18 protein-coding genes are annotated in these 15,466 nt (G+C 40.4%); 5 read left to right on the top strand and 13 right to left on the bottom strand.

The window, feature by feature from the left end; all coding sequences use genetic code 11:
* Positions 1-16: 16 nt before the first annotated feature.
* The 4 genes from V7K85_RS31445 to ureC form a co-directional block, all read right to left on the bottom strand.
* Entirely contained in the window at positions 17-385 is a 369-nt protein-coding gene (locus tag V7K85_RS31445) for a type II toxin-antitoxin system VapC family toxin (RefSeq protein WP_334819862.1), read from the bottom strand.
* Positions 386-387: 2 nt separating this feature from the next.
* A complete protein-coding gene (locus V7K85_RS31440; RefSeq protein WP_442940636.1) occupies positions 388-597 on the bottom strand; it encodes a hypothetical protein in 210 nt (69 codons plus the stop codon).
* A 125-nt stretch (positions 598-722) separates the two neighbouring features.
* A complete protein-coding gene (locus V7K85_RS31435) occupies positions 723-1,676 on the bottom strand; it encodes a transposase (RefSeq protein ID WP_334819858.1) in 954 nt (317 codons plus the stop codon).
* Positions 1,677-1,679: 3 nt separating this feature from the next.
* The gene (gene ureC, locus V7K85_RS31430; RefSeq protein WP_334819856.1) at positions 1,680-3,395 is read right to left on the bottom strand and encodes an urease subunit alpha; all 1,716 of its coding nucleotides are present in this window, start codon (positions 3,393-3,395) and stop codon (positions 1,680-1,682) included.
* Positions 3,396-3,690: 295 nt separating this feature from the next.
* Between ureC and V7K85_RS31425 the strand changes: the two genes are divergently transcribed.
* On the top strand, positions 3,691-4,617 hold the full coding sequence (locus V7K85_RS31425; RefSeq protein WP_334819854.1) for a hypothetical protein: 927 nt from the start codon (positions 3,691-3,693) through the stop codon (positions 4,615-4,617).
* A 109-nt stretch (positions 4,618-4,726) separates the two neighbouring features.
* Here V7K85_RS31425 and V7K85_RS31420 read toward each other — a convergent pair whose 3' ends face one another.
* The 5 genes from V7K85_RS31420 to V7K85_RS31400 form a co-directional block, all read right to left on the bottom strand.
* A complete protein-coding gene (locus V7K85_RS31420; protein WP_334819852.1) occupies positions 4,727-5,032 on the bottom strand; it encodes an urease subunit beta in 306 nt (101 codons plus the stop codon).
* Positions 5,033-5,053: 21 nt separating this feature from the next.
* Positions 5,054-5,356, bottom strand: coding sequence for an urease subunit gamma (gene ureA / locus V7K85_RS31415; RefSeq protein ID WP_334819850.1), 303 nt, complete (start codon positions 5,354-5,356; stop codon positions 5,054-5,056).
* Positions 5,357-5,421: 65 nt separating this feature from the next.
* A complete protein-coding gene (locus V7K85_RS31410; protein ID WP_334819848.1) occupies positions 5,422-6,261 on the bottom strand; it encodes an urease accessory protein UreD in 840 nt (279 codons plus the stop codon).
* Between the two features lie 210 nt (positions 6,262-6,471).
* Entirely contained in the window at positions 6,472-7,758 is a 1,287-nt protein-coding gene (locus V7K85_RS31405) for a photosystem II assembly protein (RefSeq protein ID WP_334819846.1), read from the bottom strand.
* Positions 7,751-8,689, bottom strand: a complete 939-nt coding sequence (locus V7K85_RS31400) for an SPL family radical SAM protein (RefSeq protein ID WP_334819844.1) — start codon at positions 8,687-8,689, stop codon at positions 7,751-7,753. The genes V7K85_RS31405 and V7K85_RS31400 overlap by 8 nt, the downstream gene beginning before the upstream one ends.
* Before the next feature lie 346 nt (positions 8,690-9,035).
* Here V7K85_RS31400 and V7K85_RS31395 point away from each other — a divergent pair, with 346 nt between their 5' ends.
* Both V7K85_RS31395 and V7K85_RS31390 read left to right on the top strand, forming a co-directional pair.
* Positions 9,036-9,893 carry a ParA family protein gene (locus tag V7K85_RS31395; protein WP_334819842.1) on the top strand — a complete coding sequence of 286 codons (858 nt, stop codon included), beginning with the start codon at positions 9,036-9,038 and terminating at the stop codon, positions 9,891-9,893.
* Positions 9,893-10,312: a hypothetical protein gene (locus V7K85_RS31390; protein WP_334819841.1), complete on the top strand. Its 420-nt coding sequence runs from the start codon at positions 9,893-9,895 to the stop codon at positions 10,310-10,312. Before V7K85_RS31395 ends, V7K85_RS31390 begins: the two co-directional genes overlap by 1 nt.
* A gap of 27 nt (positions 10,313-10,339) precedes the next feature.
* On the opposite strand, the gene V7K85_RS31385 is transcribed toward V7K85_RS31390, so the two are convergent.
* The 3 genes from V7K85_RS31385 to groES all read right to left on the bottom strand — a co-directional run bounded on the left by V7K85_RS31385 (position 10,340) and on the right by groES (position 13,278).
* Entirely contained in the window at positions 10,340-11,152 is an 813-nt protein-coding gene (locus tag V7K85_RS31385) for a DUF4351 domain-containing protein (RefSeq protein ID WP_334819839.1), read from the bottom strand.
* Positions 11,153-11,236: 84 nt separating this feature from the next.
* A complete protein-coding gene (gene groL / locus V7K85_RS31380) occupies positions 11,237-12,871 on the bottom strand; it encodes a chaperonin GroEL (protein ID WP_334819837.1) in 1,635 nt (544 codons plus the stop codon).
* A 95-nt stretch (positions 12,872-12,966) separates the two neighbouring features.
* On the bottom strand, positions 12,967-13,278 hold the full coding sequence (gene groES, locus V7K85_RS31375; protein WP_292795100.1) for a co-chaperone GroES: 312 nt from the start codon (positions 13,276-13,278) through the stop codon (positions 12,967-12,969).
* 369 nt (positions 13,279-13,647) lie between these two features.
* Here groES and V7K85_RS31370 point away from each other — a divergent pair, with 369 nt between their 5' ends.
* Both V7K85_RS31370 and V7K85_RS31365 read left to right on the top strand, forming a co-directional pair.
* Entirely contained in the window at positions 13,648-14,106 is a 459-nt protein-coding gene (locus V7K85_RS31370) for a (2Fe-2S) ferredoxin domain-containing protein (RefSeq protein ID WP_334819835.1), read from the top strand.
* A 329-nt stretch (positions 14,107-14,435) separates the two neighbouring features.
* Positions 14,436-15,113, top strand: coding sequence for a response regulator transcription factor (locus tag V7K85_RS31365; RefSeq protein WP_012407592.1), 678 nt, complete (start codon positions 14,436-14,438; stop codon positions 15,111-15,113).
* Positions 15,114-15,184: 71 nt separating this feature from the next.
* Here the strand turns inward: V7K85_RS31365 and V7K85_RS31360 are convergent, their stop codons facing one another.
* Positions 15,185-15,397: an NIL domain-containing protein gene (locus V7K85_RS31360; protein WP_334819834.1), complete on the bottom strand. Its 213-nt coding sequence runs from the start codon at positions 15,395-15,397 to the stop codon at positions 15,185-15,187.
* Positions 15,398-15,466: the final 69 nt, after the last annotated feature.

The raw sequence follows: 15,466 nt of genomic DNA, 5'->3' as shown, positions 1-15,466 counted from the left end.
TAAGCGATCGCACCCATTACACAATTTGCACTGACTGAGTATTAATTTCTGTTAAATTAACCAATATTACATCATTTGTAAACAATGTTGCATTTAGAGATTTTGCAGTTGCTGCAATTATTGCGTCAGGAAGCCTGAGTTTGTATTGTTTGCGAAATGCAATTGTTAAATTTTTAATATTACTATCAATACCAATGATTGTAATTTTCTTTAAAAAATCAATAATTTGTGTTTCTTCTTCTAGACTGAGACTCGGATAAGAGAGCAATTCAATCTCAGTAATCACTGAAATAAAATATTGTCCTGATGGTAGTGGGTTTACCAAGCGACCACCTAAAAAATACAAGACTATATTTGTATCTAACAAAAATAAAGGTTGTGTCAATACTACTCATCCCTAATTTGCTGCTGATATTCCAAAGGGTCTTGAGTTAGTTGAATTACACCCGCATACTGGTTTAAATTAAACTGTTGTTTTTGTTGTAATTGATGGGCTTCTAATATCTTCTCAATTTGCTGCCAGTCTTGATAATCGATCAACACCGCTACCGGACACATAGCTTCATCAGTCACAATTTTTTTCTTAAAAGGTAGCATGATTTTCTATATCAGATGCAACGTTTAACTATTTGATTGTAACTTCAAAACAAAAAATTGATGAGAGCAATGTTACTCTTATCTTTAAGAGCGATATCTGGTAATCAGCCGCTCAATGCCTACGCTTATTTATCAGAGGTGAGGTTATCCAAAACTTGCTGGAATTCTGCTGTGGAAGGAATAGCGATCGCTCTTTTATGAAGCATTTTGAGTACAGATGGTTCTTCTATCCTATTGATAACTTCGACAATGGAGCTTGGCACTTCTCCAAACCGCGTTTCTAGAACTGTAATGATGCTTTCTCTAGCAGTTTCAACAATTCCTTCTTCTTTTGCTAGCCTTTCAATACTAGTTACGTACCGCATTCTATCTGCCTCCTCGTAACTTCTAACTTCTGTTTTAAAACTAAGTGCCAACTCTTTTGGCAAAACCATTATCCAGTCGATAAACCGAAATAGTTCCCGAATATCTTCCCGGCTATATCCCCGTTCATACAGCCGTCTGACTAGGCTTAGTTTCCACTGTAGCCGATTTTCTGGATTTCGTTGCGTTGCTTTGGTCTTGAGATGCGCCATCACAATTACACCAAAGGGGTTGGTTGTTTGCTCTAGGGTTTCCCACTCTTGCTCATAGTCCAACAGTTTCGCCACAGGAAACTCCAAGCTGACGCGACATCCGCCCAGTTGATAGCTGTAGCTAGAAGGTCGCCAATTGGCTTGTTCATCTGCTAAAACTGCTAAACTAATAACTCGCTTTTTATGGCGGTCAAACAAGCGGTAATTATATGTATACATCCGTTCGGCAAATTGGCTGTCATATTGCCCTTGGACTTCCACATGAACTAATACCCAAGCTTCTTCGCCATCCAGTAGCCAAACTTTTGCAACTTTATCAACCAAACGCCGCCCAATTTCTGCATCCGGTTCTAGCTGTTGCAGTTCTGTGTCCAGAAATTCATAGGGTCGCGTCCAGTCGATTTCGGCATAAGCTTGGGTGAAAAAGAATTCCAGAAAGCGGGGAAAGTATAGCTCAATGACTTCTTTCCAAGGACTATCGTAATCAGTAGATTGCTCGGTCATGAATTAAAACAAAAAGTACCTCTGCGCCATTGGTAAAACTGTCGCAGGTTCACAAATCAGCAACTCACCATCTGCCCTTACTTCATAGGTTTCTGGATCAACTTCAATTTGGGGTAGTGCATCATTCAGCTTCATATCCCGCTTACTCAATTGGCGTGTCCCAGAAACTGCAACTGCTGCCTTTTGTAAACCTAGCTGGCTGGGAATTTCTTTCTCTAAAGCTGCTTGCGAAATAAAAGTTAATGATGTGGCATGACGCGCACCTGCAAAACTACCAAACATCGGTCGCATATGCACTGGTTGGGGTGTGGGAATACTGGCGTTGGCATCGCCCATTTGCGACCATGCAATCATTCCGCCTTTAATCACTATCTCTGGCTTCACACCAAAAAATGCAGGACGCCACAAACATAAATCTGCTAATTTTCCCTCTTCCACTGAACCAACATATTCAGCAATTCCGTGAGCGATCGCTGGGTTAATAGTATACTTGGCAACATACCTTTTTGCCCTAAAGTTGTCTGCTTTTTGCTCTGTTACCTGTGGATTAAGAGTTCCGCGTTGCACCTTCATTTTGTGAGATGTCTGCCAGGTGCGAATTATCACTTCCCCTACCCTTCCCATTGCCTGGGAGTCGGAAGAAATCATGCTAAATGCGCCTAAGTCGTGCAAAATGTCTTCAGCAGCAATGGTTTCCCGGCGGATGCGAGATTCGGCAAAAGCGACATCTTCGGCGATCGCTGGATCAAGGTGATGGCATACCATCAACATGTCCAGGTGTTCATCTAAGGTATTGAGGGTGTAAGGGCGTGTAGGGTTAGTGGAAGATGGCAGGACATTGGCTTGGCTGCAAACTTTGATGATATCTGGTGCGTGTCCGCCGCCTGCGCCTTCAGTGTGGTAGGTGTGGATGGTACGATTCTTGAAAGCAGCGATCGTATCTTCAACAAATCCGGCTTCATTCAGGGTATCAGTATGAATCGCTACTTGCACATCATATTCATCGGCAACACTGAGGCAAGTATCAATTGCTGCGGGTGTAGTTCCCCAGTCTTCATGCAGCTTTAACCCCATTGCACCAGCGGCTACTTGTTCTACAAGTCCTTGGGGTTGACTAGTGTTACCTTTACCCAAAAATCCTAAGTTGACAGGAAAAGCATCAGCAGCTTGCAGCATCCGGTAAATGTTCCAAGGGCCGGGGGTGCAGGTGGTGGCATTTGTACCCGTAGCTGGGCCAGTACCACCGCCAATCATGGTGGTAATACCAGAAGCGATCGCAACTTCAATCTGTTGAGGACAAATAAAATGAATATGGGCATCGATACCGCCAGCAGTGAGAATCATTCCTTCCCCTGCTAAGGCTTCAGTTCCGGGGCCGATAATAATATCTACATTGTCTTGAATATAAGGATTTCCGGCTTTACCAATTTTGAAAATCTTGCCATCTTTAATCCCGATATCTGCTTTGACAACACCCCACCAATCGAGAATTAAGGCATTGGTAATTACTAAATCTACAGCACCATCGGCGTTAGAAATGGGGGATTGTCCCATTCCATCTCTGATAACTTTACCGCCGCCAAATTTCACTTCATCGCCGTAGGTAGTGAAATCTTGTTCAACTTCAATAAATAATTCTGTGTCTGCAAGTCGGATGCGATCGCCTACTGTTGGGCCGTATGTTTCGGCGTAGGCGCGGCGATCCATTCTGTAAGGCATAATGCTACTCCTGACGATGGTGTTGATTTGAATATTTTTAAGCAACCTTAGGAAACTAAGATGAAAATTTTGTATAACTTGATATTTTTACGATCGTAGTAAATTTAGGTAAATAAATATTAATGAAATAAAACTGAAGTTAACAGGAATGAAAAATATTTGGTACATTTCCTGAAAAATACCGTATAAATACAGATTAGATCGCAATGTTTACACAGGTAAGCTAAGAAAGCAGATTTAGTCTGCATTATCTAGAGTTACGTCTAAACTTTAATCAGATTCGGCATTTAATTATATGTTATTTGAAGCACTATTTGCTGCTGGTACAACAGTCCTCAGAGAGTTTGTAAGATGTACTGCTGTAGAGGTTATTTGTCATACTGTAGAAGTCATTCGTCATTGGGCTAACTCCCGGAGCAATAAAGACTCTTCAAGTCAACAGACAAATAATTCTTATAGTAATAAGACTGCTAAAAATGTAACCGAGGAACTTGAGATAATTGATGTTGAGGTTGTCGAACTCGAACGCAAAGAACGACGTGACGGCCATATATCCCGGCAAGATAAAGAACACAAGCAAGAACTAGAGCTTTTGCGAACTGATAAATTTAAGGAATATCAAGAACTTAAATCGGAAGAAATTGCGGAAGATCAGTGTGCAAGTCCTGAAAACTACGAAACCTCAGCTTTAGACACTGATAAGGTTCATATACTGCAATTTCACATGGGTCAAGTTGTCTTAGAGAAAAAATGCAGTTGCGGAAAAGCGATGATTTTGCAGTCCCAAAAGCGTCTTGATGGAAGTCTTTACCAACTTAGTGACTTTTTCTGGGCTTGTACTGGCTTCTACAATAACCTGCCTCTACAATGCAGAAGAACAAAGAGCTTTACAGCTATGGATGTAGGTTTTCTTCATAAGTCTGACATTTTTGAATTTCAAGTTTCAAACCAACAACTTTCTACAATCTTTGATGATACCTCTGTAAAAAAAGCAACAATCTCTCGAATCAAGTCACATCTGAAAGAAAAAGATGATGAAATACTTTGTCCGGTACATCATTTGCCCATGATATTACGCGAAAAAAATCATCATTCAGGTGTTGCTCTGGATATGTTTTTTCTCGCATGTCCTCACACTGGATGCCAGCAAATTGTTAAGTTAAAATCACCTGCTCAATTGGCCGCCTACTTGAAACGGAGAGAGGGGCGTGGAATTCTTTAGAATGTAATTCAAATAATTAATCAATTAAGCTAAATATTGGGTTTGTGAAATTATGCGATTTTCAAACGCAGAGGGATGCTGAGGGAAGCGCAGAGGTACGCGGAGGTTTTTAGAGGTTTCCGTTAATTTTGGCGTTGAAGCCGTAGACTTGGCGAGTACCAACGAGGGGAACTAGAGTTATTTCTTTTTCGTCGCCGGGTTCAAAACGAACTGCGGTTCCAGCGGGAATATCCAGCCGCATTCCTCGCGCTTGTTCTCTGTCAAAATTTAAGGCGGTGTTGACTTCATAAAAGTGATAGTGGGAACCGACTTGTATGGGGCGATCGCCTGTATTTGATACTCGCAATTTTACAGTTGAACGACCAACATTTAGTTCAATTTCACCTTGTGGTGTAATAATTTCTCCAGGAATCATAATAAATTAAAAATTTCAAAACTAACGAATTGGATTATGTACTGTAACTAACTTTGTACCATCAGGAAAAGTTGCTTCTACCTGTACTTCAAGCACCATTTCTGATATTCCTTCCATGACATCATCTTGCGTTAATAGTGTTGTACCATAACTCATCAATTCTGCTACAGTTTGCCCATCTCTCGCCCCTTCTAAAATAGCAGCAGAAATATAAGCGATCGCTTCGGGATAATTTAGTTTTAAACCCCTTCCTTTACGTCTTTCTGCTAATAAAGCAGCAGTAAAAATTAATAGCTTATCTTTTTCCTGCGGCGTCAATTGCATTCTTACCTCCTCTGTGTTCTCTGCGCCTCTGCGGTAGCCTGTGGCAAGCCGCTACGCGTCTACGTTCAAACCTGCCATACTCTTGGTATACAATTACCACGATTCAGAAAAGAAACTCGCAGCATGTGCCAAACATCAATAAACCAGTTTCTCACCTCAGATGTAGAAAAACCGCGATATCGACACAATAATCCATGTTGTAACTTGGTAACACCCGCTTCTCCTTCCCCATCCCATAAATTTCGCGTTTTTTCGACAATTTCTGCTGAAACTGCACCACCAACCCAAACTAGACTACCTGCTATTGGTTTTCCAGCCAAGCCGTGGGGACTGTGGAAAATGTCTTCCCTACCCGATAAGCATTGTCGATCAATCCATAAAGGAACGCCTTGTTGCCAAATTTCGGTGTGCGATCGCCATTCCCCTTGCAAGAATTTCTCTCCTCTAGCACTGCGACCAAATCGGCTAATTTCCCAACCTAACCAACTGGCCCCGGTTGCTAATTCTACCCGTAAATCTTGGCGATAAATCGCACCGTTAAATAAAATTGTCTCTTGCGGCAACCATTCTAAACATGCATTAACATCAACTTGCATTTGGATGGTTTGTCTAGCTTGTAAGCCATTGCTACGATATATCTTGCTTGCAGCCGCTGTAGTGATTAAGGCTTGGGCTTGGGGTTGGAGGTGGATATTGGAGGATAAGCGATCGCCTCCCACCATTCCCCCAGCTGTATGTAAAATTACGCTATGACAAACTTTTTCACCTTCTGGATAAAATGGGCGTTGTACCTTCAGAGGCGCTTGTTGGTAATTGTAAATTAACTGGGTTGCACCTTGGCGATCGGCATAGACTAAATTAAGTTTGCCATGCGAACCTTCTGCTATTTGTGAGTTGCAGGTCATTTATAAATTCAAGATTAAAGTTCAGATATCTTATATTTCAATACGCTTGGGTTAAGGCTTGCTCCTCCCTAACCCTCCTTAAAAAGGAGGAAATTAGAGTAAGCTTTTTTAAGGGGGGTTGGGGGGATCTTCCAGGGACAAATATCACTAATCCAAACATCTTGCTTTATATTTATTTAATACATTCTTTGCTGCTTCACCTGCAATTTATCATGATTTTTTCGCCAAGATTACATAATCATCTAATATATAGTGGGACTGATACTTCTGACCAAAATAGTGTTGCATTATTGGACTCATATACAGTTGTTTGGGTAATTTTTCTTTAGCAAACTTACCAAATTCAGCAACGGGCAAAGATATTCTTGAACCTGTTGAAGTTAGATATTTATACCAAACTAATTTTAATCCAAGTTCTGCCAGAAATTTATGCACTACATTTTTTTCTTGCTCTTGGTTTTCAACTTGGTGAATATCGTAAACTTTGAATAACTTTTTATCTTGTACAATTAGCAGAACATAACCTGAATTTTTTAAGCTACTGACAAATATTTGCTTGTAGATATTATTAGCTTCAATCCTCTTGGCTGGATCTGCAAAAAAGCAGTGGGAAATTACGATAAAGTCAAAAAAGTCTTTGGGTAGATTATTTGATTGAGTTTCCCAAGTAAAAATATCAGTAGTAACAAAGCGGAAGTAAGCATTCACTGTGGTTAGACGCGACTCTATATATCGTCGCCAAAACTGAAGTCCACGGAACTGGAAAGCATCTTGTTTTTCTAAAGAGTAGTAAGATATGTGCATTTGCGGAATATGAAAAAAACCGCTACTACTTTGGAGAAATAAAGCTAAACCATAAGCAATTGTTCCTGGGCCTGCTGCAATATCAAGAATATTAACCTTACTTGGTAGTAAAGCATCTTGGTAAATGAGAAACCAAGCTAAATATATGCAATATACATTTTCTAAAAAATACTTCATAAAGTAGACATGAGGAGTTAGACTAAAACGGTAGTCTGGGTCTTGTCCAATTTTTAAGTTATTAATATCCTCAAGAGCGTCTTCTAGTTTTATAGCTAGCTGTTTTTCAGAAATCTTGCTAAATTCTTCTTTTAGATATTCAACTAGCCTTGATTCAAAATCATCAAATATCCGTTCATCAATACCAGTAGATTGCAGTTTATATTCATCGTGTTCTATTAAATTAAAAACTTTATAGATATATTTTACAAATTCCTCATCTGGCATTAAGATGAGATTAACTTTTTGCTGGGATGCTTCTGTTAGTTGTTTACTTAAAGTTTCTGTTTGTCGTTTGTATTCTTGGGAATAACGTTCAACTTGAAGTTTATCCCTAAATAGTTTTTCTAACCATGAGAATGTTGCACCTGATTTTTGAATCTCTTGCAATAGTTGGACTGCACGTCGAATATCCCCACGTTTTAAAGATAATTTGAACTGCTGACTTCGCCACCAATTTACGATAGGACTATTCATAGCCAAATCCCTCTTTGCCTTCCATAATTTCTACACCTGGAAGCTGAGAAACTAATTTTTCCTTAAATTTCATATAGCTTAATTTCTCATCTTCATACCACCAAGCGTATTTTTGCTTAATTTTTTCAGCTTCTTGGCGAGTTGATGCCATAAGAGAACGACTCTGGCTAGGATGAAAAGCTTGAATTACAACTCTATCGGCGATGGCTAGTTTGTCAATAAAAGCAGCTTCATCAGTTGGTAAAGTAGGAAGTAGAGGGGTAATAGTGATCGAAATTTTGGGAAGAAAACCTTTGAAATAATCAATACTTTGTTTAATTTTAGTGAGAGCATTTAATCTGCCTTTAATACTGGGCGATCGCGGTTCAAAATCTTTTCTCACTAATTCGCTACCAGTGGGAATGCTCATATTAATTCGTAATCGCTTAAATCGTTGTAAATAATCAATATCTCTAGTAATAATTGGGCTACGAGTTTGAATTACCAAAGTTGGAGTAGGATAACCGTTAATACTCACATCAAGCATTACATCTAACAACCGACGAGTCAGCTGATGTTTAGACTCAAGTGGTTGATAAGGATCAGTAACGCTACTCATGTATATACTAGGAGGAATCTGGGGATTCTTTTCATACCATTTTTTTAATTCCTTCGCTAAAATTTCAGCAGAATTTTCCTTAAAAATTACCCATTTACCCCAGTCTTCGCGCATTTGAGCATTAGGGGTAAATGCAGCAGCATAGCAATAACTACAACCGTATTGACATCCTCTGTAAGGATTTAGAGTGAAATCATAATCACCAATAAAACCAGTAGCTTTTGTTAAGAGTGATTTAACATTTTGTGCAAAAACATTGACATCTCCAAACTTTTCTCGGACTAATTTGGTAGGAGTGCATTCGCAATAACCTTCATATTTTGGTTGTGCCATGTGAATCCTGATATTTATTGAGAGTGAATTAACGCACCCTACTTCTTATGATTCCCATTTTTATTTTTAAATGCTCTGTCAGAAAATAGGTTGAGTGGGTTTAAGGTATGTAAGAGAGTTGTTTCAGGATTAATTTGGCTCATGGGTTTTTATGTAAAGGTAGAATATGGTGCGATCGCTGTAGTTCAGAAAAGCGATACGAACTGTGCATCAGTTTTGTGTTGAAGAAATTGAACTGCAAAGACACAAAAATAATTGCGATATTGAGAATTAACCTGTTACTTAGGTCTATTTCCAGGGAAACATAGAACTGTAGCCCATGAAATGCCTCAATCTACCAGAAATTATGACAGCTAAAGTGATAAGCATTTGCAACCTCAAGGGTGGAGTTGGTAAAACTACCATTGTCATGGCATTAGCAGAATATTTAGCAGGCGATACCATGTATGGTAAGCGTGTACTTGCTATTGACCTTGATCCTCAAAGTAATTTAACTAGTGCTTTAATGTCTGAAGAAGTTTGGGAAAAAGAATTTGAAAATAAAAAATTGACATTACCTTATTTATTTAAAGATCCTGAATATTTTTTAGAAAATGTTAAAAACGAAAGTTTTATAGTTAAACAGAATATTTCAAATGTTAGAAACAGAAACTCTTTTACCCACTTACATCTGATACCTAGTAGTCCAAGGCTCTTTGAAATTCAAGAAGATTTACCATCAGACTATTATTCTTGTAATTTAAAACCTGTTGAGCTTATTAGTACAATTCTAAAACCATTATTGAAGAATTATGACTATATTTTAATAGACTGTGCCCCAAATATTAACAGAGTAGTTAAAAGTGCATTTCTAGCTAGTAATGCTTGTATAATCCCCTGTATACCAAACCGGATGTCAATTCATGGATTAGAGTTATTACTTGAACACATTGATAAGTTTAATAGAGATTATGTACATAAATTAAAAGCAGTAGGAACTTTAATTTCACGTTATAACCGAACTATAGCCCAAACTGAACAGTTAAACTCTATTATTGTCAACCCTTTCTATCCACCAGTTTTTGAAACCAAAATTCTAGAAAGAGCAAAAATTGCTGAAGGGTTAGAATTGAACAATTATTTGACATATAAACAAAAATATGACGATTCTCATGATTCTATGATGAAGTTAGCTAAAGAATTTATTCAACGAGTAGGTAGATAATGGAAGGAACACAAATTGCAAACTTATTAAGGGCGATCGCAGAAGTTGTAGAATCTGATCCAAAACTTGCCAAGGCTGTAGAAAAATGTCTAACTAACAGTTTAAACGCTCAAAAAAGTAAAGATTCATCCGATGCAACACCAAAGCAGTTAGACGCTAATAAAACTCTCAAAAATGGCGATATTATCCTAACTGAATGTCGGCAAATTTTACGCGAACAGGGCGAAGAACAACTGAAGCTTTACTTAACTAAGTTAGGAGAACAGGTTAGAGAATTATTAAAACACGGTCAACTTGACCCGAAACGCTCTATGCGCCGCCGGAAGGATTTGAATAGTATTATTGAGCATATTATTCAAAAATTACAAGCTCAAGATAAAAGTGGAAAACTACTTGCAGCCTCAATCTCTAAAACATAATGCAGGTTTAAAAATAAATCATTTTTATTAATTCCTCCACTGCTGCTCTAACCAAGCTACCAAATCAGCCACTTCGGAAAAATCAAGCAGTTCCTCTCCTAAATTTTCTAACTGTTCAGCAGATAAACTCCGAACCTGCTCAACTAATGATGCATCAATATCACTAAAGCGCCGTCTAAGCTGACGACTAATCAATTTAAACGCTTCCTTTTGAACGATATCTTGATAAATTACAGACTCTTTCATAATATCCTCCCGTAAAAATTGACGAACCGAATCCTTGTCAAACCGCAAACCCGCCAGAATTTCTACACAACCCGCGATATTTTGTCGCTCCTCTCTATCTGGAATTGTAGCGACTTGTTCAGCCACTTGTGCCAGTAAAGTTTGTGGCGAGTCAGTTCGCGTCAAACTTGCTAAAGGTAACAGCGCAGGATTAACTAAAAATAGTGTTGAATCTTGCTCCCAAAGACGAACAACCTGATATTGGTGAATCGTCGTGTTGTCCCGATATTCTTCAGTAAAAGCCATTTCGTTAGTAGTTTCTTGCAAAAAGATTAGTACTTGCACTACAGAACAACGGTATTGACGCTTCAATCTTACAGAATAATCAAGCATTCGGAAATTAAGCGCCGGATTAGATTTCGCCAAAGTTTGAAATTCAATGTGCAAAATTTGGTTAGCTGCTTGCAAAAATGTCACAGAATCTGCACGAATTGGTTCAAGCGTGAGTTCCGTTTTTAAGACTTCAATTTGTTGCACCTCTACTCCAAGCAACCAACGCACAAACTCGGCTGGGTACTGTTCAGCTAAATATTTACAAGCGTTGTCGTAACTCACCCTTTTCCTCTTCTCCTGACACAAAAAAACAGCCACCTCCATAAAGGAAGCAGCTGTTTTACAATATTATGTGACTACAAAGTATTAGTAATCGAAGTCTCCACCACCAGCACCAGCGCCAGCCGGAGCGCCATCCTTAGGCTCAGGCTTGTCAACTATGATACATTCGGTTGTCAACACCATACCAGCGATGGAAGCAGCGTTTTGCAGAGCAGAACGAGTCACTTTAGCAGGGTCAACAATACCAGCGGCTAACAAATCGACGAATTCGTTTGTTGCAGCGTTGTAGCCAACACTAAATTCTTTCTCTTTCACGCGTTCAGCGATCACAGCACCATTCTGACCAGCGTTTTCAGCAATCCGCTTCAGAGGTGCGGGTAAGGCGCGAACCACAATCAAAGCACCAATCAACTCTTCATCCTTAAGATTTTCCTTCGCCCAAGTTTCCAAATCAGGAGCGAGGTGAGCTAGAGTTGTACCACCGCCAGGAACGATACCTTCTTCCACAGCAGCTTTGGTAGCGTTGATAGCGTCTTCTAGGCGCAGCTTCTTGTCTTTCATTTCAGTTTCGGTGGCTGCACCCACTTTCACCACAGCTACACCACCAGAGAGTTTAGCAAGACGCTCTTGCAGTTTCTCTTTGTCGTAAGAAGATTCGGTTTCGTCGATTTGACGACGAATCTGTTCGACACGAGCCTTAACAGCAACTTCGTTACCTTCGGCAACAATTGTAGTGCTGTCCTTGGTAATGGTGATCCGGCGAGCTTTACCCAGGCTATCTAGCTTGGTGTTATCTAGCTTCAGACCAGCATCTTCGGTAATCAGTTGACCACCAGTTAAAACAGCGATATCTTCTAGTAGTGCTTTGCGGCGATCGCCAAAGCCAGGAGCCTTAACAGCAGCAACGTTGAGTACACCGCGCAAACGGTTTACTACTAAGGTTGCCAAAGCTTCTTTTTCGATATCTTCGGCAATAATCACCAAAGGACGACCAGCACGAGCTACTTGCTCTAACACTGGTACGAGGTCTTGTACTAGGGCGATTTTCTTATCGGTCAGCAGTAGGAAAGGCTCATCAAAAACCGCTTCCATCCGTTCAGCATCGGTGGCGAAATAGGGAGAGATGTAGCCTTTGTCAAAGCGCATCCCTTCAGTAATTTCTAACTCGGTGAACATAGATTTCCCTTCTTCTAGGGAAATTACGCCTTCCTTACCCACTTTGTCCATTGCTTGGGCAATCATCTGACCGACTTCTTCGTCATTACCAGCCGAGATCGCACCAACTTGGGCAATGGCTTTGGAATCTTCGACTGGACGAGCATGTTCAGCAATTTTTTCTACGAGGAAGGCAGTAGCTTTGTCTATACCACGCTTCAGCGAAATCGCATTAGCACCAGCTGCAACGTTCCGCAAGCCTTCTTTGACGATCGCATGGGCTAAAACGGTGGCAGTGGTGGTGCCATCGCCCGCAGCATCGTTGGTTTTAGAAGCAGCTTGACGAATCAAAGCTACGCCAGTGTTTTCAATGTGGTCTTCTAATTCGATTTCTTTGGCGATCGTTACACCGTCATTGACAATTTGCGGTGCGCCAAATTTCTTTTCTAGAACTACGTTACGACCTTTGGGGCCAAGGGTAACAGCTACAGCCTCAGCCAGGATGTCAATGCCTCGTTCTAGGGCGCGACGGGCGTTTTCGTTGTAGATAATGCGCTTTGCCATATTATTTGTCCTTTGTCATTTGTCCTTTGTCCTTTGTCCTTTGTCTTTTGTCCTTTGTCATTGGCTAATGACTAATGACCAGTGACTAATGACAATTAGATAACGACTGCTAAAATATCTTTTTCAGAAAGCAGTACATATTCTTCGGTGCCGAGTTTGATGTCAGTGCCAGCGTACTTAGAGTACAGCACCTTATCGCCGACTTTAATTTCCAATTCCTGACGGCTACCGTCATCGTTACGCTTGCCAGCGCCAAGGGCGACTACTTCCCCTACCTGGGGCTTTTCCTTGGCGGTATCGGGCAAATACAGACCACCTGCGGTCTTTTCCTCAGAGGCGCTCACTTTTACGAAAACGCGATCGCTCAAAGGTTTAACTGTAGAAACGCTTAAAGATAAAGCTGCCATATTATTTTCTCCAGAGTTTAGCACTCTCAACTCCTGAGTGCTAATCTACCGAAAAGTGGCGTCCAATGGCAAGAATTCCTTGAGTACGGGTTCCCGAACTAGAAGATCATCGGTGTACTTAGGTGTGCTTAAGTATAAATGCTTGAGCATTTCTACCTTTCAAGTTCCGTTCTGTAAGTTACGAATATTTTTATCTGGTCAAAGGGAGTTAGGAGTTGGGAGTTGAAAGTTAGGAGTTATAAGAATTCTTTTCCATTTCCCATTACCCATTTCCCATTACCCAGTCCCTTTTTCATTCAACTTTATTTGCAAAGCTTAGAAATTGTTATAGAACTGTAATCAGGGAGCCACTCGATAAGTAACATTACAGTGATCCAGTCCAGCCATCAAATCCCCAAAACCACTAAGTCTCCAGAACATAAAGCCCTGAGTAATTGTGTAAAAACTTTAGGACTTGCAAAAATTCAGCGACACATTTTTATTTGCGCTGACCAGACAATTGCCAACTGCTGCTCAAAACGAGCTAGTCTGGAATCCTGGGAATACTTAAAAAAGCGACTTAAAGAGTTAAAACTTGATGAGCCGCAACAGAGTCATCCTATTTGCGTCTTTAGAACTAAAGCCAACTGCTTGCGCGTTTGTTGTTCTAGACCCATAATGGTGGTTTACCCTGATGGGGTCTGGTATCGCCAAGCAAACCCAAAAGTTATTGAGCGGATCATCCAAGAACACTTAATAGGCATAATGGCGGTTGAAGAATATGCATTTTTAAGCCATCCTTTGCCAGAAACTTCCCTAGTTTCTTGTGAACACCTTATAGAGGCTTAACAACCGAAGGATATGGTATAGCAGTAAGCTTTAAGAAAGTGCGGGTTGGTTTTGAGGTAGGGTCATCTTTAAGCCAATACTTACTTGGTAGTCAGAAAGATTATTATTTAATCAGTGTTTTTTCGCCCGCCACTTTCAATGCGATATATAATAGCGCATTATAGATACTACTGCTATACGTATCCTTGCTGGACTTTTGCTATCGAGCTACTAGTCTCTTGAAAGTGCTCGGCATTTTTGAGACTTCGAGACAGCAAAGGCAAGTTAAGTAGGAAAAAGGACAACATCTCGAAATAACCCACCATAGAGGATAAATATTCAAGACCTTGATGGACCGAAGCGCGACAAGTGCCACTGCTATGAAAGAGCCCAGCATGAAAGATCACAAACGACTTCTATTGATTGATGATGACCCTAACCTCATCTTGCTGGTGAAGGATTACTTAGAATTCCGGGGATATGAAGTCATCACCGCCGAAAATGGACGTGAAGCTCTGGAAATTTTAGAGCAAGATGTTCCAGACATGATCATCTGCGACGTGATGATGCCGGAAATGGACGGATATACTTTTGTGGAACAAGTCCGGCAAAACGAACGCACCAGTTGGATTCCGGTTCTTTTCCTTTCAGCTAAGGGACAAAGTGCAGACCGAGTTAAAGGTCTGAATAAAGGTGCTGATGTTTATATGGTCAAGCCCTTTGAGCCAGAAGAACTCGTAGCCCAAGTTGAATCCTCGCTGAAACAAACTATCCGTTGGAAAGAACACCAAGCAAAAGGAGGCGAAAACGGTTCCCGTATCCAGGTTCCCTTCGATGTGCAATTAACCCCAACCGAACTGAAAGTAGTCCAGTTTGTCGCTAGGGGTTTAGCTAACCGGGAAATTGCTGAAGAACTAAATGTTAGTCAGCGCACGGTTGAAAGCCATGTGTCCAATATGTTGGGCAAAACCAATCTCCACAACCGCACTGAACTAGCGCGGTGGGCGATTGAAAATCAAATGGCATAGCCGATTTTAGATTTTAGATTTTGGATTTTGGATTATTAATCTAAAATCCAAAATCCGAAATCGAAAATTGATTACCACCCATCTTCTTCAGGGCTGGATTGGTGCAAAACTTCTAAATCCAGTTCATCCAGGTAAGTTAGGGCGCTTTCAATCTGGGAAACAGTGCCCCGTAGTTCCAGATCGAAGCAGCTATATTGTGGCACGTTTGCGCTTACCTGAGCATCAGCAATAATGACTGTTACCCCATAGTGAGAAACCAGTCGTGAAATGACTGGTTCCTCCATGCAAGTCTTTATGAATGTGAACTTTGATGCGAGTTTGGGTGCGTCTATTATCTAAAATATCAGTATTAG

The sequence above is a fragment of the Nostoc sp. genome (genome assembly GCF_036917615.1).
Classification (GTDB): Bacteria; Cyanobacteriota; Cyanobacteriia; order Cyanobacteriales; family Nostocaceae; genus Nostoc.
The sequence above is the reverse complement of the archived record's forward strand: the minus strand, read 5'-3'. Positions and strand labels throughout refer to the sequence as shown.